The 23792-nt window shown below is 58.8% G+C and carries 20 protein-coding genes and 1 pseudogene; 12 read left to right on the top strand and 9 right to left on the bottom strand.

The window, feature by feature from the left end; all coding sequences use genetic code 11:
• Positions 1–97: 97 nt before the first annotated feature.
• Both BFC21_RS11355 and BFC21_RS11350 read right to left on the bottom strand, forming a co-directional pair.
• Complete coding sequence (locus BFC21_RS11355; protein ID WP_095004540.1) at positions 98–1039, bottom strand: FecR domain-containing protein; 942 nt, start codon at positions 1037–1039, stop codon at positions 98–100.
• Complete coding sequence (locus BFC21_RS11350) at positions 1036–1575, bottom strand: RNA polymerase sigma factor (RefSeq protein ID WP_088377897.1); 540 nt, start codon at positions 1573–1575, stop codon at positions 1036–1038. Before BFC21_RS11350 ends, BFC21_RS11355 begins: the two co-directional genes overlap by 4 nt.
• Before the next feature lie 172 nt (positions 1576–1747).
• Here BFC21_RS11350 and BFC21_RS11345 point away from each other — a divergent pair, with 172 nt between their 5' ends.
• Complete coding sequence (locus BFC21_RS11345; RefSeq protein ID WP_029611568.1) at positions 1748–2080, top strand: YegP family protein; 333 nt, start codon at positions 1748–1750, stop codon at positions 2078–2080.
• A 103-nt stretch (positions 2081–2183) separates the two neighbouring features.
• Here BFC21_RS11345 and BFC21_RS11340 read toward each other — a convergent pair whose 3' ends face one another.
• Positions 2184–3209: a DUF4917 family protein gene (locus BFC21_RS11340; RefSeq protein WP_095004538.1), complete on the bottom strand. Its 1026-nt coding sequence runs from the start codon at positions 3207–3209 to the stop codon at positions 2184–2186.
• A gap of 137 nt (positions 3210–3346) precedes the next feature.
• On the opposite strand from BFC21_RS11340, the gene yiaY reads away from it, so the two are divergent.
• Positions 3347–4495, top strand: a complete 1149-nt coding sequence (gene yiaY, locus BFC21_RS11335; protein ID WP_088377895.1) for an L-threonine dehydrogenase — start codon at positions 3347–3349, stop codon at positions 4493–4495.
• Positions 4496–4672: 177 nt separating this feature from the next.
• Here the strand turns inward: yiaY and BFC21_RS11330 are convergent, their stop codons facing one another.
• Entirely contained in the window at positions 4673–6196 is a 1524-nt protein-coding gene (locus BFC21_RS11330) for a fumarate hydratase (RefSeq protein ID WP_016782200.1), read from the bottom strand.
• Between the two features lie 352 nt (positions 6197–6548).
• Here BFC21_RS11330 and BFC21_RS11325 point away from each other — a divergent pair, with 352 nt between their 5' ends.
• The gene (locus tag BFC21_RS11325; RefSeq protein ID WP_120266141.1) at positions 6549–7484 is read left to right on the top strand and encodes an iron-sulfur-binding ferredoxin reductase; all 936 of its coding nucleotides are present in this window, start codon (positions 6549–6551) and stop codon (positions 7482–7484) included.
• Positions 7485–7545: 61 nt separating this feature from the next.
• On the opposite strand, the gene pyk is transcribed toward BFC21_RS11325, so the two are convergent.
• Entirely contained in the window at positions 7546–8997 is a 1452-nt protein-coding gene (gene pyk, locus BFC21_RS11320; RefSeq protein ID WP_088377893.1) for a pyruvate kinase, read from the bottom strand.
• A gap of 161 nt (positions 8998–9158) precedes the next feature.
• Here pyk and BFC21_RS11315 point away from each other — a divergent pair, with 161 nt between their 5' ends.
• From BFC21_RS11315 to sbcB, 3 genes are all read left to right on the top strand, one after another.
• A complete protein-coding gene (locus BFC21_RS11315) occupies positions 9159–9539 on the top strand; it encodes a tol-pal system YbgF family protein (RefSeq protein WP_016782203.1) in 381 nt (126 codons plus the stop codon).
• Positions 9540–9776: 237 nt separating this feature from the next.
• Positions 9777–10136, top strand: coding sequence for a PilZ domain-containing protein (locus BFC21_RS11310; protein WP_088377892.1), 360 nt, complete (start codon positions 9777–9779; stop codon positions 10134–10136).
• A gap of 61 nt (positions 10137–10197) precedes the next feature.
• Positions 10198–11649 carry an exodeoxyribonuclease I gene (sbcB, locus tag BFC21_RS11305; RefSeq protein ID WP_088377891.1) on the top strand — a complete coding sequence of 484 codons (1452 nt, stop codon included), beginning with the start codon at positions 10198–10200 and terminating at the stop codon, positions 11647–11649.
• 78 nt (positions 11650–11727) lie between these two features.
• Here the strand turns inward: sbcB and mvaT are convergent, their stop codons facing one another.
• Complete coding sequence (gene mvaT, locus BFC21_RS11300) at positions 11728–12105, bottom strand: histone-like nucleoid-structuring protein MvaT (RefSeq protein ID WP_016782206.1); 378 nt, start codon at positions 12103–12105, stop codon at positions 11728–11730.
• Positions 12106–12455: 350 nt separating this feature from the next.
• On the opposite strand from mvaT, the gene purU reads away from it, so the two are divergent.
• Entirely contained in the window at positions 12456–13304 is an 849-nt protein-coding gene (gene purU, locus BFC21_RS11295; protein ID WP_016782207.1) for a formyltetrahydrofolate deformylase, read from the top strand.
• Positions 13305–13571: 267 nt separating this feature from the next.
• On the opposite strand, the gene BFC21_RS27805 is transcribed toward purU, so the two are convergent.
• Complete coding sequence (locus tag BFC21_RS27805; RefSeq protein WP_369782759.1) at positions 13572–14336, bottom strand: methyl-accepting chemotaxis protein; 765 nt, start codon at positions 14334–14336, stop codon at positions 13572–13574.
• A 93-nt stretch (positions 14337–14429) separates the two neighbouring features.
• Positions 14430–15461: pseudogene (locus tag BFC21_RS27800) on the bottom strand (cache domain-containing protein); the annotation flags it as partial.
• A 195-nt stretch (positions 15462–15656) separates the two neighbouring features.
• Here BFC21_RS27800 and BFC21_RS11280 point away from each other — a divergent pair.
• On the top strand, positions 15657–17141 hold the full coding sequence (locus tag BFC21_RS11280) for a helicase HerA-like domain-containing protein (protein ID WP_120266140.1): 1485 nt from the start codon (positions 15657–15659) through the stop codon (positions 17139–17141).
• A 125-nt stretch (positions 17142–17266) separates the two neighbouring features.
• Here BFC21_RS11280 and BFC21_RS11275 read toward each other — a convergent pair whose 3' ends face one another.
• Positions 17267–17722 carry a DUF721 domain-containing protein gene (locus tag BFC21_RS11275; protein WP_016782210.1) on the bottom strand — a complete coding sequence of 152 codons (456 nt, stop codon included), beginning with the start codon at positions 17720–17722 and terminating at the stop codon, positions 17267–17269.
• A gap of 307 nt (positions 17723–18029) precedes the next feature.
• On the opposite strand from BFC21_RS11275, the gene secA reads away from it, so the two are divergent.
• From secA to BFC21_RS11255, 4 genes are all read left to right on the top strand, one after another.
• Complete coding sequence (gene secA / locus BFC21_RS11270; RefSeq protein WP_095004532.1) at positions 18030–20780, top strand: preprotein translocase subunit SecA; 2751 nt, start codon at positions 18030–18032, stop codon at positions 20778–20780.
• Positions 20781–20895: 115 nt separating this feature from the next.
• Entirely contained in the window at positions 20896–22113 is a 1218-nt protein-coding gene (argJ, locus tag BFC21_RS11265) for a bifunctional glutamate N-acetyltransferase/amino-acid acetyltransferase ArgJ (RefSeq protein ID WP_088377887.1), read from the top strand.
• Between the two features lie 102 nt (positions 22114–22215).
• Positions 22216–22848 (top strand): glutathione S-transferase family protein, encoded by a 633-nt coding sequence (locus BFC21_RS11260; RefSeq protein ID WP_088377886.1) that lies wholly within the window; start codon positions 22216–22218, stop codon positions 22846–22848.
• Complete coding sequence (locus BFC21_RS11255; protein ID WP_088377885.1) at positions 22845–23789, top strand: Nudix family hydrolase; 945 nt, start codon at positions 22845–22847, stop codon at positions 23787–23789. Before BFC21_RS11260 ends, BFC21_RS11255 begins: the two co-directional genes overlap by 4 nt.
• The last annotated feature ends 3 nt before the right edge of the window (positions 23790–23792 follow it).

Raw genomic sequence — 23792 nt, 5'->3', positions numbered from 1 at the left:
AAGGCCAAAAAGACATGCGTTAGCAACGCAGACCGGAGGAAGACGCAACACAATGAAAAAACCACATATGCGAATGCAAAATATTCGCATATATTTTTTAGCGCGGTTCGATACGGATTTTACCGCTGTCCAGCAGCACGTTTTTAACCGGGATCAGGGCGGGCAGGGCCTTGACCAGCGCCAGCGGATCGCTGACGTCCAGATTGCCCGAGACCTTGTAGTTTGCCAGCGGGCCTTCAGCCAGCTGGATCATGCCGGGGCGGTATAAATCCAGTTCGTCCACCAGGCTGGCCAACTCACGATTGCGAAAGGACAGGTGGCCAGAGCGCCAGCCCGCCACTTCACCGGTGCCCAGGGTTTGCGCTTGCAGCGAGCCGTTGGCGTAGTTCCAGGTGGCGCGTTGTTGGGCACCCAGCAGCATGGCGGACCTGGCGTCAGGGATGAATGCAACCTCGCCGTGGGCCACGCTGACCACTAGTTGGCGCGAGCTGCGGCGTACATCAAACCCCGTGCCCACCACCCGGATGCGCGCATCCCCGGCATGCACCACCAGCGGCTGCTCCTTGTTGGCGGCGACTTCGATATAGAGCTGGCCCTGGTCCAGATAAATGTCACGCTGGTGTGCGCTGAAGTCCAGGTGCAGGCGGGTGTTGGCATTCACGTTAAGGGTGCTGCCGTCGGGTAGCAATACAGTGCGCGCGCCCTGGGCCAGTGTGTTGATCTGCTGTTGATGCAGCGCCACCGGCGCGCCCAGGTTCAGTGCAAAGACGGCACAGAGCACGGCGGCGGCAGTGGCCAGCGCAAAGTGTGCGCGTCGGGGCTTGACCGGGAGCGGGGTGGGGGCGTTGATCTGTTCAAGTTCGCCCAGGTCGGCCCACAACGATTCAAATTCGGCATAGGCCCGGGCATGGCTCGGGTTGGCATGCCAGGCGTTGAATTGTTCGCGGTTGTCGTGATCGCGGGTATTGCGGTTGCGCGCAAACCAAGTGGCGGCCTGTTCATCGACGCTGTCGTCACCGGCTGTGTGAAAAGGGCTCATCGTGGCTGCTCCTTGCCGCTGTCCCGTTGTAGATGTTGCTTGCAGTGCAGCAAGGCCAGTGCAATGTGCTTTTCAACCATGCTCACGGAAATCCCCATGCGTTCGGCAATCTGTGCCTGACTCAAGCCCTCAAAGCGGTGCAGCATAAGGGCTTCGCGACGCCTGGGCGAGAGTTCTGCAAGGACCCGTTTAAGTTGTTCAAGGCGTTGCAGGCGCAGGGCTGCGACCATTGGATCATCCCTCTCATCGCTCAAGGGCTCGGCTTCACTTTCGTTGCGCTCACCGTGTACGGCGTGTCGCACTTGCTGTCGACGCCAGTGGTCGCGCAACAGATTGCGCGCCATCTGGAACAAAAACGCCCGTGGCTGTTCGATTTTGCCCCGGTCCTGATAGCCCAGCCATTGGGTGAAAACATCCTGGGTCATGTCGGCTGCATCGCTGGTGTTGTCGGTACGCTTGCGCAGAAAGTGCAAAATTTGCGTATAGAACTCACGAAAGTGATCGGCCACGGGCGGGTCGGGTTCAAGGCCAGACATGAAGATCCTTATAGACACAGCGATGCAAATAAGCTGCGAATGGTATCGATAACCATTGCTATTTGTCTCGTTGAAAATGCCGGTTTCGCTCATTCCTGTGGATAAATGGATAAATAGCCCGTGGCGTCTTTACTGAAGAAGTGCAGGAACCCTCAATTTCAGGAGAAAGGCTATGTCGGGTTGGTACGAGTTGAGCAAGACCAGCAGCGGGCAGTTCCGTTTTGTACTGAAGGCAGCGAATGCCGAAACCATTCTGGTCAGCGAGCAATACACCACACTGGCGGCGGCCAAGGGCGGGATCGCCTCGGTGCAGGTCAACAGCCCGCTGGATGAGCGTTACGAGAAAAAAGTCGCCAAGGACGGCAAGCCGTACTTCAACCTGAAGGCGGCCAATCACCAGATCATCGGTACCAGTGAGCTGTACTCCTCGGACGCCGCACGGGACAAGGGCATCGCCAGCGTCAAGCACAACGGCCCGACTACGGTGATCAAAGAGAAATTTTGATACCTGTAGTCGCTGCCGCAGGCTGCGAAGGGTTGCACCGCAACCCGTTCAAATGAGATCCCCAGGGTCCATCTCGCAGCCTGCGGCAGCGACTACAAAGCTATTACACCTCCACAGGCACCGAATGCTTAGTATTGCCCAGCGGGTGGGTTTTCGAATCAAAGAAGCGCAACTCGACCTTCTTGTCGGCAAACAGCGTCGTGTAGTGGTTTTTCTGAAAGCGGATAAACGCCTCACTGCGCGGGTAGATCGAGATGCACAGGGTTTTCAGCGGTGCCTGGCGCAATGCGTCAATCAGGTGCTGATCCTGCTCGCCCAGGCTATGGCCGAAGATGCACAGCGCGTCTTTATGGGTCATCAACTGCTCATGGCAAAAAGACAGGTAATCGGACTGGCGAATGGATTTGCGCTTGTCCTCGCTGCCGGTTTCGCTGACAAACAGCGGTACGTCATCCAGGGCGCTGATGGAGTGATTGATCGCAAAGTTGCTTAGCAATGTGGGTTCGTTGGCCGCCAGCTTGCGTGCCTTGCCCTCCTGATTTTTCACCAGATGCAGGGCGCCATGCAGGTACAGCACGCGTGTGGCCCTGCTTTTGGCCAGTGCCACAGCAGGCTCAAAGGTTGCCTGCGGGGTGCCAAACAGGTCGTTGAAGCCTTTGGGTGAGTGCATCACGGCCCAGGGCGCGAGCAGGTCGTAGTTGGCGCAATACACCGTGGCGTAGCGTGCCAGTTCTTGATTCCAGCAGGCCAGGGTTTCAGGCTGCATCAGGCGCCAGGGAATGTGCACATCCTGGGTGCAGTTGATCAGGGCTTCCTTGATCGCGTAATAGCGTTTGCGCGGCGAGGCCGAGTTGATGGCCAGGGCCTTGTTGACCTTGCTCGCGGTTTTCAGGGCGCTGAGCACATGCTCGAAGTTACGGGTGCCCAGGGCCTCGAACACACTGAGTTCGGTCTGGCTCAGGGGCTTTTCGGCGACGCTCCTGGCTTTGTCGAACAGTGAGTCGTAATAAAAGTCGTGCCACACGGCCATGCTGGCGCCATTGCCAATCAGCAGCCCGCTGCACGGTGTGCTGGTACGTAACAGGTTCCAGTCTTCTAGCTGGGCATCAAATGCCTGGAAGGGGGTCATCGCAAATATCGTCTCAGGGCGTAGGCGGTAGCGGACTTTATCACGCTCAAGTATTGAGCCAGATCAACATTGCGGCTTTGTCATTGGAGGAAGCTGTGGAGACCGAATTAGCCAATGACCCGCGAAGAGGACTCGACATGACCAGCACTTTCTTTATTCCTGCTGTAAACATTATGGGTAACGGTTGCCTGGATGAAGCCATGACTGCGATTCGCAACTATGGTTTTCGCAAGGCGTTGATTGTGACCGACGCGGGGCTGGCCAAGGCGGGGGTTGCGACGTTGATCGCCGAGAAACTCGCGTTGCAGGATATTGATTCGGTGGTTTTCGATGGTGCCAAGCCCAACCCGAGCATTGCCAACGTCGAGGCGGGCTTGAAGGTGCTCAAGCAGCATCAGTGCGACTTTATTGTGTCGCTGGGTGGTGGTTCGCCCCATGACTGTGCCAAGGGCATTGCGCTGTGTGCCACCAATGGCGGGCATATCCGTGATTACGAAGGTGTCGATCGTTCGGCCAAGCCGCAATTGTCGCTGGTGTCGATCAATACCACGGCGGGTACGGCCAGTGAAATGACGCGCTTTTGCATCATCACAGATGAAGAGCGCCACGTGAAAATGGCTATTGTCGACCGCAACGTAACGCCTTTGCTGTCGGTCAATGACCCTGAGTTGATGGTGGCGATGCCAAAAGGCCTGACGGCCGCCACGGGCATGGACGCCTTGACCCACGCCATCGAGGCGTATGTGTCGACGGCAGCCAACCCGATTACTGACGCCTGTGCGATCAAGGCGATGGAGCTGATCAGTCAAAACCTGCGTCAGGCGGTAAGTGATGGTAAAAATCTGACCGCACGGGAGAACATGGCTTACGCGCAGTTCCTCGCGGGCATGGCCTTCAACAATGCCTCGCTGGGTTTTGTGCATGCGATGGCGCACCAGTTGGGTGGTTTCTATGACTTGCCCCACGGTGTGTGCAACGCGGTGTTGCTGCCCCATGTGCAGACCTTCAACGCCAGTGTGTGCGCAACACGCCTGACCGATGTGGCCCATGCGCTGGGTGCCGATGTGCGCGGACTAAGCCCGGAAGAGGGCGCGCAGGCAGCCATTGCGGCGATTCGTACCCTGGCCAAGGACGTCGAGATTCCTGCCGGGCTACGGGATTTGGGCGCCAAGCTGGATGACATCCCGATCCTGGCCACCAACGCGCTCAAAGATGCCTGTGGTTTCACCAATCCGCGCAAGGCGGATCAGGGGCAGATTGAAGAGATCTTCCGCAACGCGTTTTAACGGCTGGCAGGCCTGGCTTTTGTGGGAGCGGGCTTGCCCGCGATAGCCTTGGCAGGGTATCGCCTGATACACCCCATTGCCCGCATCGCGAGCAAGCCCGCTCCCACAAGGTTGCGGGCATAAAAAAACGGCCAGGTGATCAACCTGGCCGTTTTTTTGTGTCTGGCTTTGAAGCGCTTATTGCACTTCTACGGCCAGGCTGTCGCTGATTTTCTTCTGCCAGATCGCCGGGCCGGTGATGTGTACCGACTCGCCGTTGCTGTCGACTGCCACGGTAACCGGCATGTCTTTAACGTCGAACTCGTAGATCGCTTCCATGCCCAGTTCGGCAAAGGCCACCACGCGCGACTTCTTGATCGCCTGGGCAACCAGGTAAGCAGCGCCGCCCACGGCCATCAGGTACACGGCTTTGTGTTCCTTGATCGCTTCGATGGCGGTAGGGCCGCGCTCGGATTTGCCGATCATGCCCAGCAGACCGGTCTGATCAAGGATCTGACGGGTGAACTTGTCCATCCGTGTCGCGGTGGTCGGGCCGGCAGGGCCAACCACTTCGTCACGCACCGGGTCAACCGGGCCAACGTAGTAGATAAAGCGACCCTTGAGGTCTACCGGCAAGGTTTCACCCTTGTTCAGCATTTCGACCATGCGCTTGTGCGCCGCGTCGCGACCGGTGAGCATTTTGCCGTTGAGCAGGACGGTTTCGCCCGGCTTCCAGCTCTGCACGTCTTCCGGGGTCAGGGTGTCGAGGTTGACACGGCGGGCCGAAGGGCCTGCTTCCCAGACGATTTCCGGGTAGGCGTCCAGCGGTGGCGCTTCGAGGGCTGCCGGGCCGGAGCCGTCCAGTACGAAGTGGGCGTGACGGGTGGCCGCGCAGTTGGGGATCATGCACACCGGCAGCGAAGCTGCGTGAGTCGGGTAGTCCATGATCTTGACGTCGAGCACGGTGGTCAGGCCGCCCAGGCCCTGGGCGCCGATGCCCAGCTGGTTGACCTTCTCGAACAGCTCGATACGCATCTCTTCGATACGGTTGGACGGGCCGCGCTTGATCAGGTCGTGAATGTCGATGGATTCCATCAACACTTCCTTGGCCATCACTGCGGCTTTTTCTGCGGTGCCGCCGATGCCGATGCCGAGCATGCCCGGTGGGCACCAGCCCGCACCCATGGTCGGAACGGTCTTGAGCACCCAGTCAACGATCGAGTCGGACGGGTTGAGCATGGCCATTTTCGACTTGTTCTCGGAGCCGCCGCCCTTGGCTGCCACGTCCACTTCCACGGTGTTGCCCGGAACGATGGAGTAGTGGATGACCGCAGGGGTGTTGTCCTTGGTATTGCGACGGGCACCGGCCGGGTCGGCCAGGATCGAAGCACGCAGGACGTTTTCCGGCAGGTTGTAAGCGCGACGCACGCCTTCGTTGATCATGTCGTCCAGGCCCATGGTGGCGCCATCCCAGCGCACGTCCATGCCGACGCGCACGAATACGGTGACGATGCCGGTGTCCTGGCAGATCGGGCGGTGGCCGGTGGCACACATGCGCGAGTTGATCAGGATTTGCGCCATCGAGTCACGGGCCGCTGGCGATTCTTCGCGCAGGTAGGCTTCGTGCATGGCCTGGATGAAGTCCACGGGGTGGTAGTAGGAAATGAATTGCAGGGCGTCGGCAACGCTCTGAATCAGGTCGTCTTGCTTGATCACGGTCATGGGTCGCGCTCCTCTATAAGACGGGAACATACAATCAATAAGGTGTTTGCGACCTTGGTGCATCGGTCTGTCGGAAACATCTTCGCTGGGCATACCGGGCACGCATGACCGGTACAAAAACGGCGCGGCAGTATAACCCGGTACACTGTTTGATACACCGCTAGAGATACAAACGAAAGTAGGGTGTGCTTTGCAGTCGCTGCCGAAGGCTGCGATAAGGATCTATCGGTCAACAATATCCACCTGTGGGGGCGGGCTTGCTCGCGATTGCATCACCGTGGTGTACGAGATTCATCGCGTCGTCAGCATCGCGAGCAAGCCCGCTCCCACAGGTTTACCCTGCGGAGGCCAAGTGCCCGAACTACACGTTGCCGACCGGCATTGGTCGGTTGCCGATGGCAGCAACCTGCTCGACGCCCTTAATCAGGCGGGTGTGGCGGTGCCCTACAGTTGCCGGGCGGGCAGTTGCCATGCCTGCCTGGTGCGCTGTGTGCGCGGTGAACCCGCTGATCTGAAACCCGAGGCTGTGGGGCGGGCGTTACGTGAGCAGGGCTGGCGCCTGGCCTGCCAGTGCCAGGTGGTCGAGGACTTGCAAGTGGAGGCCTTTGACCCGTTGCGCGACGGCTTGCCGGCCGAGGTCGCGGCGCTCGACTGGCCAAGCCCTGGGGTGTTGCGCTTGCGCCTGGTGCCGCAGCGCCCGTTGCGTTATCGCGCCGGCCAGCATCTGGTGCTATGGGCCGGCGGCGTTGCGCGCCCATATTCACTGGCGAGCCTGCCCGAAGAAGACCGCTTTCTGGAGTTTCACCTCGATTGTGCGCACCCCGGTGAGTTCGTCGACGCGGCACGACAGTTCAAGCCCGGTGACGAGGTGCGCTTGGGCGAGCTGCGTGGCGGCGCACTGCGTTATGACCCGGACTGGCAGGAGCACCCGCTCTGGCTGCTGGCGTCCGGCACCGGCCTGGGGCCGTTGTACGGCGTATTGCGCGAGGCGTTGCGCCAGGATCATCAAGGCCCGATACGGCTGGTACATGTGGCCCGCGACCAGGCTGAACATTACCTGCGGGACGAGCTGCTGGCCTTGGCGCAGGCTTTTCCGCAGCTTGTGGTCGAATACCTTGAGCGCCCTCAATTGCCCGACTACCTGTTACAGCTGCGAGTCGTCTCGCGCCAGACCCACGCCCTGGTCTGCGGCCACCCCGACACGGTCGATGCCTTTGCCAGGCGTTTGTTTATGGCCGGCTTGCCGCGCAATCAGCTATTGGCCGATGCCTTTCTGACGCGCAGTTGAGGGCACAAAAAAGCCCCGCCTGATCACTCAGGCGGGGCTTTGGATTCAAGCTTTACAGGGCTTAAACCATTTTGTCGCCGACATGCAGGATCTTCATGCCGTTGGTGCCACCGATGGTGTGGTAGCTGTCGCCCTTGGTCAGGATGACCCAGTCGCCTTTTTCCACAACGCCACGCTTGAGCAGCTCGTCAATCGCGGCCTGGCTGACCTGTTCTGGCGGCAGCGATGCCGGGTCGAACGGTACGGTGTACACGCCACGGAACATCGCCGCGCGCGCCTGGGTTTCGCGGTGCGGGGAGTACGCGTAGATCGGCACCGAAGAACGGATGCGCGACATGATTAACGGCGTGTAGCCGCTTTCAGTCAGGGCGATGATCGCTTTGACACCCGGGAAGTGGTTGGCGGTGTACATGGCCGCCAGCGCAATGCTCTGGTCGCAGCTTTCGAACGTTTTACCGATGCGGTGGCTGGAGGTTTTGCTGGTAGGGTGCTTCTCAGCGCCGACGCAAATACGCGCCATCGCCTGCACGGCTTCCAGCGGGTAGGCACCGGCAGCACTTTCAGCCGAGAGCATCACGGCGTCGGTGTAGTCGAGAACGGCGTTGGCAACGTCGGACACTTCGGCACGAGTTGGCATCGGGTTCTGGATCATCGACTCCATCATCTGGGTTGCCACGATCACCGCTTTATTGTGGCGACGTGCGTGCAGGATGATTTTCTTCTGGATGCCCACCAGCTCGGCATCGCCGATTTCAACGCCCAGATCGCCACGGGCAACCATGACTGCGTCGCTGGCCTTGATCAGGCCGTCGAGGGTTTCGTCATCGGCTACGGCTTCGGCGCGTTCAATCTTCGCTACCAGCCAGGCGGTACCGCCTGCTTCGTCGCGCAGTTGGCGGGCGTATTCCATGTCGGCAGCGTCACGCGGGAACGACACGGCCAGGTAGTCGACCTGCATTTCGGCAGCCAGCTTGATGTCGGCCTTGTCTTTTTCAGTCAGGGCTGGCGCGGTCAGGCCGCCACCGCGACGGTTGATGCCTTTGTGGTCGGACAGCGGGCCGCCGATCAGCACGGTGCAGTGCAGCGCGTCGTCGGTGGCGGTGTCTACACGCATGACCACACGACCGTCGTCGAGCAGCAGCTCGTCGCCGACGCCGCAGTCTTTAACCAGGTCCGGGTAGTCGATGCCGACCACTTGCTGGTTGCCTTCGGTCAACGGATGGCTGGTGGAGAAGGTGAATTGATCACCGATCTTCAGCTCGATCTTTTTGTTGGCGAATTTGGCGATACGGATTTTAGGGCCTTGCAGGTCACCCAGCAGGGCTACGAAACGACCATGCTTGGCAGCGATGTCACGTACCAGCTTGGCACGAGCCTTGTGCTCGTCGGGGGTGCCGTGGGAAAAGTTCAGACGGGCAACGTCCAGGCCAGCGAGGATCAGCTGTTCCAGCATTTCCGGTGAATTGCTGGCAGGGCCAAGTGTGGCAACAATTTTGGTTCGACGAACAGACATGCAAAGACTCCTGAGTTCAAGCGCTGCCAAAGGCTACTATGGTCTTTGGCTGTAGTCATTGTTCCTCTGCACTACTTTCTGCTTAAGTTGTGGTGCATCGGGTCTGTTGTCTGAAGAATCTGGCCGTGGGGTCGATACACTGTTGTGAACAGGAGATACCCATGCGAATCGTGCTCGTTTTATTGTTGGTCGCCAGTGCGGCCGGTTGCACCCGTTGGTCGATGAACCATCACTTGAACAATGCTTACCGGGCCTATGATCGCGGTAACTGCGAGGCGGTGATGCTTGAGTTGTCGGAGGTTGACCGCGATAGCAGAAGCCGTCCGTACATCTGGCCACAAACAGCTATGCTCCGTGGGCTGTGTCTGGAGCGTACGAAGTTTTACCTTGATGCGGCCCAAACGTATCAATACATCATCAACGAATTCCCCAAGAGCGAATATGCCTACCGGGCCAAGGCCCGGATCGAGACACTGCGCATTCTCAAGTTCATCCCGGGCCCCGGCGCAACCGCCCAGGGAGTGCCTGTGAGCATCCCATGATGAGCGAAATTTAAACTGGTCATTTGTACCCGGTTGACTACTATTAAATTCGTTTGAGTGCTTTTTGTTTTTGTTGGCACTCAAACGGTTTTATTCCTTCATGGCAGCTTGATATGTCGAGCTTCAGCTGAAGGTGGCGGGCAGATTTTCACGGGGTTGTTGACCCGGTTGTGGGGCAGGGCGTTTCGAGACGCCAGCGCGGCCATGCTCAATGGCCTCTCTATAGTGAATTCGAACATGGTTATCGAACGGCTTATCCTGCGGCACCAACTGACGTGTTTCCTGAAAGTGTTCAATCGGTTCACGGACAAGCCCATTGGTTATCTGGGCAATGTGTCTGATGGCGGGTTGATGCTGATCAGCCAGCTGCCGATGCTGGTGGGCGCCAATTTCGAGTTGCGGCTCAAGCTGCCCGATACCGACGGCTGCCCGCAATTTATTGATCTGACGGCGCGCTGCCTGTGGTGTCGCGAGGATGCTACGCCGCACTACTATGACTCCGGATTTATCCTGTATCAGCCGCCTGCCGAGTACGTCGGGTTGATCAGTGCCTTGCAACGCTACTTCAGCTTTCAGCCCTTGCAGGCTTCTGCCTAGGGCTGGTCTTGCCCGGGTTTGAGCGCCTAGACTGTCGAGGTCTACTGCTCAGGAACACCCCGTGACCTCTATTTTCTGGTACGACTACGAAACCACTGGCATCAACCCGCGCTGCGACCGGGCCGTGCAAGTGGCCGGCATCCGCACCGACCTGGAACTCAATGAGATTGATCAGCCGGTCAATCTCTACTGCCAGCCAAGCGACGACATCCTCCCGCATCCGATGGCCTGCCTGATCACCGGCATCACTCCTGGCCGCCTCGAAGACAAGGGGCTGGGCGAAGCCGAGTTCATGACCCGCACCCATGCCCAGTTGGCGTTGCCTGGCACCTGCGGGGCGGGCTACAACTCGTTGCGCTTCGATGATGAAGTCACCCGCTACAGCCTGTACCGAAATTTCTTCGACCCTTATGCGCGTGAGTGGCAGGGTGGCAACAGCCGTTGGGATTTGATTGATGTGGTGCGCACCGCCTACGCCCTGCGCCCGGAAGGGATCGTCTGGCCAGAAGATGACGGCCGGGTGACGCTCAAGCTTGAGCGCTTGACGGCGGCCAACGGCATCGATCATGGCCAGGCCCACGATGCGTTGTCCGATGTGCGCGCAACCATTGCCCTGGCCCGGTTGATTCGCGACAAACAACCCAAGTTATATGAATGGTTGTTCCAGTTGCGCAGCAAACAGCGGGTGCTTGACCAAGTTCGACTGTTGCAGCCCATGCTGCATATTTCGGGGCGTTTTTCTGCGGCCCGGCATTATGCCGGCGTGGTATTGCCATTGGCCTGGCACCCGAAGAACCGCAATGCCTTGATTGTGTGCGATCTGCACTTTGATCCGCAGCCATTGCTGGATATGGATGCCGAGTCTTTGCGCAAGATGCTTTATACCCGTCGCGATGAATTGCCTGACGGCCAATTACCGATTCCACTCAAGCTGATACAGATTAATCGTTGCCCGGTGGTGGCCCCCTTGAATGTTGTGCGCGCGCAGGATCAACAGCGTTTGCAACTGGACATGGACCTCTATCAGGCGCGTGCGCGCAGCCTTGTAGAGGCCCGGGAAGTTTGGCAAGACAAGTTGTCGGCCATTTATGCGCGTGAAGACTTCACGCCCAGCGAAGATCCCGAGCAGCAATTGTACGACGGCTTTATCGGCGATCGAGACCGTCGACTGTGTGAGCAAGTCAGGAACAGTGACCCCGAACAATTGGCCAAAGATACATGGCCTTTTGATGATGAGCGCTTGCCTGAATTGTTATTCCGTTATCGCGCGCGAAACTTTCCGTACACCCTGGATGCACAGGAACTGGAGCGCTGGCAGGTGTTCTGCCAACAGCGTTTGTCGGACCCTGCAATGGGGGCGCCCATCACCCTGGACAGCTTTATGCAGGCCGCCGACGAGTTGTCGCGCAGTGCCACGCCCGCCCAGTTAAAGCTGTTGGGGGAGTGGCAGCGCTATGCGCAGGCCTTGAGCCGGCGTGTGGGGTTGAGCCCGTCAGGCGAGGGCGAAGACTGACACACAGGCAATAAAAAACGCCAGCAAGCTGGCGTTTTTTAATGGCATCGCAAAAGGGTTGCGTACCGGGGGTGTTACTTAGTCCAGCAAAGTCGCCCAGCCTTCAACCACGTCGCTGCCCCACTTGGCTTTCCACTCTTTCAGAGTTTTGTGGTTGCCACCTTTGGTTTCAATCACTTCGCCATTGTGTGGGTTTTTGTATTGTTTAACCTTGCGGGCACGTTTGGTGCCGGTGGTTTTAACAACACCGCGTGGTGCTTTGCTTACTTTGGATTCCGGATCCAGAAGCGCGATGATATCGCGTAGCGATTTCTGGTACTCGCCCATCAGAGTGCGCAGTTTGCCTTCAAATTCCAGCTCGGTTTGAAGTTTGTCGTCTTCAGACAGGTTCTTCAGGCGAGCTTGCAGTTCTTTGATAGCTTCTTCAGTTGCGCGATATTCGTTGATCAAGGACATGAGGATAACCTTATGTTGAAAAGGGGTAACAGGGATACAGTGGCGCAATAGTAGTCAGACAGTTACTGCAAGTAAACCTGTAACAGGCGATTAATTTAAATTTTTATTCACTAACTTCGCACTCGTCAATATGAGTGCTATTAAATAGACGAAGCGCCAGCTGGTTATTAAGGGGGATGAATAACCCATGTCAATTGTCCTTAAATACCGATGCAGGCCACGCCGCTGCTGGCGTGGGCCACAGGCTGCGCGACCCAATGGCGCAGGCGCCAGGGCGTAACGAATACTGCAGTTTTGCTGCGCACTCGCTAGAATGGCGGCCTTAGTAAAGTTTTTGGAGTTTTCCCCTCATGCGCACTTTTCGGTTGGTGATTGCGTGCCCCGACGGCGTCGGCATTGTCGCCAAGGTCAGCAATTTCCTTGCCTCCCACAATGGCTGGATCACTGAAGCGAGCCATCACTCGGACGACCAGAGCGGTTGGTTCTTTATGCGTCACGAGATTCGTGCCGATTCCTTGCCGTTCGGGCTTGAGGCTTTTCGTGAGGCATTTGCCCCGATTGCCGAAGAGTTTTCGATGGAGTGGCGCATTACCGATACGGCGCAGAAAAAACGCGTGGTATTGATGGCCAGCCGTGAATCTCACTGCCTGGCAGACTTGCTGCATCGCTGGCACAGCGATGAACTGGACTGCGATATCTCTTGCGTGATCTCCAACCACGATGACCTGCGCAGCATGGTCGAATGGCATGGCATCCCGTTCTACCATGTGCCGGTCGACCCCAAGAACAAAGAGCCGGCGTTTGCCGAAGTGTCGCGCCTGGTCAAGCATCACGATGCCGAAGTGGTGGTACTGGCCCGTTACATGCAAATCCTGCCGCCTGATTTGTGCCGCGAATATGCTGGCCAGGTCATCAACATCCACCACAGCTTCCTGCCGTCGTTCGTGGGCGCCAAGCCTTACCACCAGGCTTCGATGCGTGGCGTGAAGCTGATTGGTGCAACATGCCATTATGTGACTGAAGAGCTGGATGCCGGTCCCATCATCGAGCAGGACGTGGTGCGCGTCAGCCACAGTGACAGCATTGAGGACATGGTGCGTTTCGGCCGTGATGTCGAGAAGATGGTACTGGCCCGTGGCCTGCGCTATCACCTTGAAGACCGCGTGCTGGTGCATGGCAACAAGACAGTCGTATTTTAAGCAGTAGTCGCTGCCGCAGGCTGCGAAGGGTTGCGTAGCAAGCCGTTTCCATGAAGGCTGCGGGATCAAAGAGAAGGGTTCGTCATGACTGATCCGCTCGACAAGGCCACTTCCAGTGCCCCGGCTACCTTGGGCGAAGGGTGCCTGAGTCGCTATGACCCGGATGCCCTCAGTCCCGAGGATGGCACCGACTTCCCCGATGCCGCCAGGCTTTGGGATGCGCTGCAGCAAGCTTCAGGCGACATGCCTGAAGCCAGCTGCGCTACATCAGATACGGAAACTACCCACCAGTTGCTTCAGGCGCACAGCCTGTTGCTCCAGGTCGGAGCAGGCGCGAAGGGTTGATTGCAGGTTTTCAACGCCTTCCTGGTTCAGCGTATTGATTTCGGTAATGTCCATGTTGATCGACTCGACCACCGAGGTTTGCTCTTCGGTTGCCGTGGCCACGGACTGGTTCATCCCGTCAATCTCGCCAATACGCTCGGTCACGCTGATCAAGCGCTCGCCTGCGCGGTTGGCGATTTCCACGCTGTCCTGGCTATGACGCTGGCTTTCTTCCATGGTGCTCACTGAGCCGCGGGCACTGACCTGCAACTCCTCGATCATTTTTTGCACCTGTTGCGCCGATTCCTGGGTGCGATGGGCCAGGTTGCGCACTTCATCGGCCACCACGGCAAAACCGCGTCCGGCCTCACCAGCACGCGCCGCTTCAATGGCAGCGTTAAGCGCCAGCAGGTTGGTTTGCTGGGAAATGCTGGTGATCACTTCCAGGATCTGACCGATATTCACTGTCTTGTCGTTCAGCGCTTCGATATGGCCGCTGGAGGTGCCCAGCAGTTGCGACAGTTGCTGCATCGAGCTGATGCTGCGTTCAACCACCTGCTGACCCTCTTCGGCCAGGCCGCGTGCGTCGCTGGCCTGGTGCGAGGCCTGGGCGGCATTGCGGGCGATCTCTTGCGCAGCAGCGCCCAGCTCGTTGATGGCGGCGGCGACACTGTTGGTGCGGCTCGCTTGCTCGTCAGAGTTAAGCATCGACGAGTTGGAGGCGCTGACCACCCGCAGGGCCACTTCGTTGAGCTGTTCTGTGGCCGAGGCCACTTCGCTGATCGAGGTGTGGATACGTTCCACAAAGCGGTTGAACGCGCTGCCCAGAATACCGAACTCATCCTGGGATTCGACCGCCAGGCGGCGCGTCAGGTCGCCTTCACCTTCGGCAATGTTTTGCATGGCGCGGGTCATGACATGCAGGGGCTGCATCAGCAGGCGGATCAACAGGCCGAGCAGGGCGATGATCGACACCACGGCAATCACCGTGGCGATGATCGCCGAGGTGCGGAATTCGCTGAGTGCGGCGAAAGCCTGTTCCTTGTCAACCGACAGGCCGATATACCAGTTGGCCGAACCCAGCCCTTTGACAGGGGCAAAGGTCACAATCCGGGCTTTGCCGTTGACCTGGATCTCGCTGAAGCCGGTAGTGATCGCAGGAGTGTCCTGGGGGTAGATATCTTTCAGGTTTTTGGTCACCAGGCTGTTGTCCGGGTGGACCAGGATTTCACCATCGGCATTGATCAGAAAGGCGTACCCCATGCCGTTGAAATTCAGCGCGTTGATACTGTCGGTGATGGCTTGCAGGGTCATGTCGGCACCGACGACGCCCAGGGTTTGCCCGGCTTTTTTCACTGGCGCGCCGATGGTGATAACCATTTGCCCGGTGGCGGCATCGATATAAGGCTTGGTCAGGCTCGATGAGCTGCTGTTGAGCGCATCCTTGTACCAGGGCCGGGTGCGCGGATCGTAGCCCTCAGGCATCTTGCTGTCGGGGCGAATGGTAAAACCGCCCTGGCTGTCACCAAAGTAAACCGACATAAAGGTAGTGCTGAGGGTTTTTTGCTCCAGCAAATTTGCCACCTGGCCAGGCTCCGGGGTCAGGGCGATGGATTCGGCAAGGTTTTGCGCCAGCAGAATCCGGCCTCCCAGCCATGTCTGAATGTTATTGGCGGTGACACTCCCCATTTCAGTGAGGTAGTTGTCCAGGTTGTGGCGAATGGCGTTGCGTTGCAGGTAGTCGTTGTACAGCGTAAATAGCGAAAAGGCGGCTATTACGATCAGGGACGCGGCAAGCAGGATTTTATGGCTGAAACGCAGGTTTTTATTCATGGCTTGAAGGGTCCGCTAAAGTCTAAAAGTGTGAGGCGTACACTCTGGTAAAACGCGCGCTCTGCACATCACTGCCAAAACAGGGCAAGTTGGCTGTTTATCAAGGCGCTTTACGACGCTAAATCCGGATTTTTCTGGTCTAGCATTCAGTGTGTATCGACCCGCGACCGGGAAAGATTAATCAAAGGTGGCAAAATGCCTGACTCATCTGCTCTAGTACTGGGTGCCGATCTTTCGGGCCAGCCCATCGCACAGTCTTTGCGCCTGGCCAATCGCCACGGCCTGGTGGCGGGGGCCACGGGCACGGGTAAAACCGTCACCCTGCAGCGTCTGGCCGAAGAGTTCAGCGATGCCGGGGTGGCCGTGTTTGCGGCTGATATCAAGGGCGACCTGTGCGGTCTGGGCGCCGCGGGCAACCCCCAGGGGAAAATCGCGGAGCGAATTGCGGGCATGCCGTGGCTTGACTACGCACCCAAGGCCTATCCGGTGACCCTTTGGGATATACAGGGCAAGACCGGTCATCCGTTGCGCACAACCTTGAGTGAAATGGGGCCTTTGCTGTTGGGCAGTTTGCTGGAGCTAACCGACAGCCAGCAGTCGGCGTTGTATGCCGCGTTCAAGGTGGCGGACCGTGAGGGCCTGTTGCTGCTTGATCTCAAAGACCTCAAGGCGCTGCTCAACCACCTGCGCGATAACCCCCAGGTACTGGGTGATGACGCGGCCCTGATGACCACCGGCTCTAGCCAGGCGTTGTTACGGCGCCTGGCAACCCTTGAGCAACAAGGTGCCGAAGCCCTGTTTGGTGAGCCTGCACTGCAACTGGAAGATATCTTGCAGCCGGCCAGCGATGGTCGCGGGCAGATTCACCTGCTCGATGCCAGTCGTTTGGTTCACGAAGCGCCCAAGGTGTATGCGACTTTCCTGCTATGGCTACTGGCAGAGCTTTTTGAGCAATTGCCCGAGCGCGGTGATGCCGACAAGCCTTTGCTGGCGCTGTTTTTCGATGAGGCACACCTGCTGTTTGCTGGCACTCCCAAGGCATTGCAGGACCGCTTGGAACAAGTGGTCAGGCTGATTCGCTCCAAAGGCGTTGGGGTGTATTTCGTCACGCAATCCCCGGCGGACTTGCCCGACACCGTGCTGGCGCAATTGGGGTTGCGTATCCAGCATGGCCTGCGGGCCTTTACGGCAAAAGAGCAGAAGTCCCTGAAAGCTGTGGCCGACGGCTTTCGCCCCAATCCGGCATTCAATGCGCTGGCCGTGCTGACCGAGCTGGGCACAGGGGAGGCGCTGGTGGGCATGCTTGAGGAAAAAGGCACGCCGGCGATGGTGCAGCGCGTCCTGATTGCGCCACCGCAATCGCGCATCGGCCCGCTTACTGAAGCCGAGCGGGCGGCGCTGATCAGCAGTTCGGCGTTGCTGGGCCGCTATGACAAGCCCATTGATCGTGAATCGGCTTACGAGGTGTTAATGGCTCGCAAGGGCGTGGCGCCAGAGCCGCAAGCGCAGGAAAAGGCTGCACCGCACGAGCCGGGTTTGCTTGATCAGGCGGGTGATTTTCTGGGCTCGACAGCGGGCAAGGCCGTGCAGTCCATGGCGCGCCAGGCGGCTAGCCAGATGGGGCGCCAGTTGGTGCGCGGGTTACTGGGCTCGTTACTGGGTGGCAGTAAACGCAAATAAACAGGTGTGAAAAATGCCCAGGTGGGAGCGGGCTTGCTCGCGATGCAGGCGACAAGGTCTGTCAGATAGACAGCAGTGATGCCATCGCGAGCAAGTCGAATCGTCGCCCCCGCCGTTTTTTGCGCCTAGGGCTTGGGTTTAGCGTGACTCGCCAGGCGCTCAAGGGCCGCACGCAAGGCCGGGTCGGTGATGCCCTCGGCCGTGGCCTGAATGGTCTGGGCGGCATCAACTGACAAGTCCAGTGTGTGCCCCGCGACCTTGGCCAGCACCGTGGGCGGCTGCACTTTGAACAAGATTCGGGTCAGGCTGGCAAACTCGTCAAAAGCCTGGAGCTGGCGCAGCAGGCGTTTTTGCTGATAACGCAGGCGAGTGGCCCAATGGCCGTCGGTTACGATCAGCAACAAACTGCCTTCACGCCATGAGGCGACGTGACAGTGTTCGCGAGCCGCCGGCTGCAGCTGGCTTTCAAGCAGGCGTTGCAGGTGCGCCAGACGCTTGGCATGGCCAAAAATGGCTTTTAGGGGCTTGGCCTCGCGCAGCAGGACGGAGGGTGCCCGCGCTGGATGTGGGCGAAATGCCATGTTCAAGCACCAGAGAAAACAGAGCAGCAATCTTAGCAGAAACCGGCAGTTGACTCGTCCGGATCCGGTTTCATTAAGATTTATTTATGAAATCAATGGGTAACTTCTCGTGTTAATGGGTTGAAGTTCAGCAAAAAGCCCTTATTTTAGGAAAGCCCCTTCACAACGCAGTACCAGTATCGTGGAATAACGCCACTTTCCTCACCGCCGTTTCCGGGTAGAATGCTCGCTCGCATGCGGCCATCAGGGCTGCTCGGGCGACTCTCGGGGCCGCCCTCCATCCCTATGTGTGGAAGATCCTGCCGATATGTTTGCGCCTTTGTTAAAGAAACTTTTTGGAAGCAAGAACGAGCGCGAAGTCAAACGCATGCTCAAGACAGTTCAGGTCGTCAATTCCTTGGAAGAGCAAATGGTTGCTCTGACTGATGAGCAATTGCGCGCCAAGACCCAAGAGTTCAAGGCCCGCATAGCCAAAGGTGAGACCCTCGACCAACTGTTGCCGGAAGCCTTTGCGGTTTGCCGCGAAGCGGGCAAGCGTGTCATGGGCATGCGTCACTTCGACGTACAGTTGATCGGTGGCATGACCTTGCACGAAGGCAAGATCGCTGAAATGCGTACCGGTGAAGGCAAGACCCTGGTAGCGACCCTTGGGGTTTACCTCAATGCGCTGTCGGGCAAAGGCGTACACGTTATTACCGTGAACGACTACCTGGCTCGCCGGGATGCCAACTGGATGCGTCCGCTCTACGAGTACCTGGGCCTGACGGTCGGTGTTGTCACACCGTTCCAGCCGCCTCAGGAGAAGCGTGAAGCCTACGCCGCCGACATCACCTACGGTACCAACAACGAGTTTGGCTTTGATTACCTGCGCGACAACATGGCTTTCAGCATGGAAGAAAAATTCCAGCGTGAGCTTAACTTCGCAGTGATCGACGAAGTCGACTCCATCCTGATCGACGAAGCCCGTACGCCGCTGATCATCTCCGGCCAGGCCGAAGACAGCTCCAAGCTCTACACCGAAATCAACAAGTTGATCCCGCGCCTTGAGCTGCATGTCGAGGAAGTCGAAGGCGAAGTGACCAAGCCTGGCCATTTCACCATTGATGAGAAGACTCGCCAGGTTGAGCTGAACGAAGCCGGTCACCAGTTTGTTGAAGAAATGCTCACCCAGATCGGCTTGCTGGCCGAAGGCGAAAGCCTGTACTCGGCGCACAACCTGGGCCTGTTGACCCATGTGTACGCTGCACTGCGCGCTCACAAGCTGTTCAACCGCAACGTTGAATACATCGTTGAAGACGGCCAGGTATTGCTGGTTGACGAACACACTGGCCGTACCATGCCAGGCCGTCGTTTGTCCGAAGGCCTGCACCAGGCGATCGAAGCGAAGGAAGGCCTGAATATTCAGGCAGAAAGCCAGACCCTGGCCACGACCACCTTCCAGAACTACTTCCGTCTGTACAACAAGCTGTCGGGCATGACCGGTACTGCGGACACCGAAGCGTTCGAGTTCCACCAGATCTACGGTCTGTCGGTGATGGTGATCCCGCCGAACAAGCCGCTGGCGCGTAAAGACTACAACGACCTGGTTTTCCTCACCGCGGACGAGAAGTACGCGGCGATCGTGGCGGACATCAAGGACTGCATGGCCAAGGGCCGTCCGGTGCTGGTGGGTACGGCCACCATCGAGACTTCCGAGCACATGTCCAACCTTCTCAAGAAGGAAGGCATCGAGCACAAGGTCCTGAACGCCAAGTTCCACGAAAAAGAAGCTGAAATCATCGCACAGGCCGGTCGTCCGGGCGCGCTGACCATTGCAACCAACATGGCCGGTCGTGGTACCGACATCCTGCTGGGCGGCAACTGGGAAGTTGAGGTTGCCTCCCTGGAAAACCCGACGCCGGAGCAGATCGCACAGATCAAGGCTGATTGGCAGAAGCGTCACCAGCAAGTGCTGGAGTCGGGCGGCCTGCATGTCATCGCTTCCGAGCGTCACGAATCGCGCCGTATCGACAACCAGTTGCGTGGTCGTGCCGGTCGTCAGGGTGACGCGGGTTCCAGCCGCTTCTATCTGTCGCTTGAAGACAGCCTGATGCGCATCTTCGCCTCTGACCGGGTGAAGAACTTCATGAAAGCCCTGGGCATGCAGTCTGGCGAAGCGATCGAGCACCGTATGGTGACCAACGCGATCGAAAAGGCCCAGCGCAAGGTTGAAGGTCGCAACTTCGATATCCGTAAGCAATTGCTGGAGTTCGACGACGTTAACAACGAACAGCGTAAAGTGATTTATCACATGCGTAACACGTTGCTGGCGGCCGACAATATCGGTGAAACCATCGCCGACTTCCGCAAGGACGTTCTGGACAGCACCATCAGCGCTCACATCCCGCCACAGTCGTTGCCGGAGCAGTGGGACGTTGCAGGCCTGGAAGCTGCCATCGAAAGCGGCTTCGGGGTGAAACTGCCGATCCAGCAATGGCTGGACGAAGATGATCACCTGTACGAAGAAACCCTGCGTGAGAAGCTGCTGGCCGAGCTGATTGCCGCTTACAACGAGAAAGAAGAGCAGGCCGGTGCCGAAGCACTGCGCACGTTCGAGAAGCAGATTGTGCTGCGCGTTCTGGATGACCTGTGGAAAGACCACCTGTCGACCATGGACCACCTGCGCCACGGTATCCACTTGCGCGGCTATGCGCAGAAGAACCCGAAGCAGGAGTACAAGCGCGAGTCGTTCAACCTGTTCTCCGAGTTGCTTGATTCGATCAAGCGCGACTCGATCCGTGTACTGTCCCATGTACAGGTTCGCCGCGAAGACCCGGTTGAAGAAGAGGCGCGTCTGCGTCAGGAAGCTGAAGATCTGGCTTCGCGCCTGCAGTTCCAGCATGCAGAAGCGCCAGGCCTCGATCAGCCGGACGCGATGGCCCAGGTACTGGAAGGTGCCGATGTGGCTGACGTGGTGGCTGCCGAGCCTGCGCGCAGCGAGCCGAAGCTGGGTCGCAACGAGCTGTGCTACTGCGGTTCGGGCAAGAAATACAAGCACTGTCACGGGCAAATCAACTAAAGCCCGCTTCAACTGCTGAAACACCTGCGCCGCGACCGGCATTAGCCGTCGCGGCGTTTTACCATTGAATTCCCGTCCTTTTGCGGCGGCGCACAGAACTTTTTAGGAGCGCGTGATGGCTGTTGGTCTTGGTCCTTTGCCTGTTTTGCACCCGGTGGCCGGTTTTGAGCTGGGTATTGCTTCTGCCGGTATCAAGCGTGCGGGACGCAAGGATGTGGTGGTTATGCGCTGTGCCGAAGGCTCCAGCGTAGCGGGTGTGTTCACCCTCAATGCATTTTGCGCAGCGCCGGTGATCCTGGCCAAACAACGTGTGCAAGGCCCGGTACGTTACCTGCTGACCAATACCGGTAATGCCAATGCGGGCACCGGCGAGCCGGGGCTGGTGGCTGCCACCCGTACCTGCGCCAGGCTGGCCGAGTTGGCGGGCGTTGACGCCAGTGCGGTACTGCCGTACTCCACCGGCGTTATCGGTGAACCGCTGCCGGTCGAGAAAATCGAAGGCGCACTGCAGGCCGCGCTGGATGACCTGTCCGAGAACCACTGGGCTGAAGCGGCAACCGGCATCATGACCACCGATACTCTGCCCAAGGGTGCCAGTCGCCAGTTCGAGCACGAGGGTGTGACCATCACCGTGACCGGTATCAGCAAGGGTGCGGGCATGATTCGTCCAAACATGGCCACCATGCTGGGCTACATTGCCACCGACGCCAAAGTTGCCCGCGACGTGTTGCAAAACCTGCTGCTCGACGGTGCGAACAAGTCGTTCAACCGCATCACTATCGATGGCGATACCTCGACCAACGACTGCTGCATGCTGATTGCCACCGGCAAGGCCGCCTTGCCTGAAATCAGCGAAGCCAGCGGCCCGCTGTTTGCTGCGTTGAAACAGGCGGTGCTGGAAGTCTGCATGGAAGTGGCGCAGGCCATCGTGCGTGACGGTGAGGGTGCGACCAAGTTTGTCACCGTTGAAGTGAATGGCGGCGCCAATCACCAGGAATGCCTGGACGTGGGCTACACCGTGGCCCACTCGCCACTGATCAAGACTGCACTGTTTGCCTCGGACCCGAACTGGGGTCGTATCCTCGCCGCCGTAGGCCGTGCTGGGGTGCCGGATCTGGACGTGAGCAAGATCGATGTATTCCTGGGTGAAGTGTGCATCGCCAGCGGCGGCGCCCGTTCGGCGACTTACACCGAAGAGCAGGGCTCGGCAGTGATGGCGCGCGAAGAAATCACCATCCGCATCGAGCTGGGCCGTGGTGCCTGCAGCGAGACCATCTGGACTACGGACCTGTCCCACGAGTACGTGAAAATCAACGCCGAGTACCGTACCTAAGTCGTCTCGACATCACGGGGCCGTCGGCCGATCCTGTGCGGGCGGTACCGTGATGCCTTGAGGGCACTCAGATCTTCCCCCCTATTCCCAAGGTGTCTGTGTATGAGCTTCCACCTGATCATTGGCGACAAGTTGCATTCATCGTGGTCCCTGCGTGGCGCGTTGGCGCTGGATCTGGCGGGTGCTCCGTATACCGAGACCCTGATAAAACTGGGTCAGCCCGACACCCGGGCCTTGATCCTGCAACACTCGGCAACGGGCAAGGTACCGTTGCTCAAGACCGAACACGGCACCATCGCCGATTCCCTGGCGATAGCCGAATACCTGAACGAACGCTTCCCGGCAGCGCAAATGTGGCCGGCAGACACCGCGGCGCGGGCCCAGGCCCGCTCGGCGTGTGCGCAAATGCACAGCGACTTTTTTGGCTTGCGCAGCAATTTGCCCTTTGACTTGAGTCGCGACCAGGCGCTGGTGCCCATGCCCGCCGAGGCCCAGGCCGATATCGACAGGATGACAGCCCTGTGGGCGCAGTGCCGCGCCGTGGCGACCGAGCCCGGGCCGTACCTGTTTGGGCGATTGAGCCTGGCGGATGCTTTTTTCGCACCTGTGGCCGTGCGTCTTCGTACCTACCGTGTTGCGTTGTCAGCCGAAGATGAAGCCTATATCGACGCCATTTACCAATGGCCTGCGTTTAAAGCCTGGCAACAGGCCGGATTAGAGGAAGTACAAGGGTGAAACGAGTACATGTGGCTGCGGCCGTTATCCGGGGCACAGACGGCAAGATTCTGATCGCCCGTCGCGCTGACACTCAGCATCAAGGCGGCCTCTGGGAGTTTCCCGGCGGCAAGGTCGAGGCGGGAGAGTCGGTGGAAGCGGCGCTGGGGCGCGAGTTGCAAGAGGAGCTGGGTATTGTGGTCAAGGCTGCCCGACCTTTGATCAAGGTTCAGCATGACTACCCCGACAAACATGTCCTGCTGGATGTGTGGGAAGTGTCGGATTTTACCGGCGAACCACATGGGGCAGAAGGTCAGCCCTTGGCTTGGGTCAGTCAGCGCGAGTTGGCGGGCTACGAGTTTCCGCAGGCCAACCAGCCCATTGTTGCCGCTGCCCGTTTGCCCGATCAGTACTTGATTACCCCGGATGGCCTGGAAACCCCGGAGCTGTTGCGCGGTATCCAGAAGGCCATTGCTGGTGGCACCCAGCTGATTTCGTTGCGAGCGCCCAATGGCTATGACCCCAAGTACCGTGACCTGGCGGTGGACGCCACCGGGCTGTGTGCTGCCAAGGCGCAATTGATGCTCAAGGGGCCGCTGGAGTGGTTGGGGGACTTCCCGTCGGCAGGCTGGCACCTGACCGCCGCGCAACTGCGCAAGTACGCCGCCAAGGGCCGCCCATTGCCAAAAGACCGCTGGTTGGCGGCTTCCTGCCATAACGCCGAAGAACTGGCGCTGGCCGAGCAGATGGATGTGGATTTCGTGACCTTGTCGCCAGTGCTGGCCACCCAGACTCATCCGGACACACCGCCACTGGGTTGGGAGCAGGCACAGCAACTGATTGCCAACTTCAGCAAACCGGTGTTTTTGCTGGGCGGGCTGGGCCCTGATGATCGTCAGCAGGCCTGGAGCATTGGTGCGCAGGGCGTTGCAGGCATTCGGGCGTTCTGGCCACAGGTGTAAAAA

Origin of the sequence: Pseudomonas sp. TMW 2.1634 (assembly GCF_001703595.1) — a bacterium.
Taxonomy (GTDB): Bacteria; Pseudomonadota; Gammaproteobacteria; order Pseudomonadales; family Pseudomonadaceae; genus Aquipseudomonas; species Aquipseudomonas fragi.
This window is presented reverse-complemented; position numbering and strand designations above follow the sequence as displayed.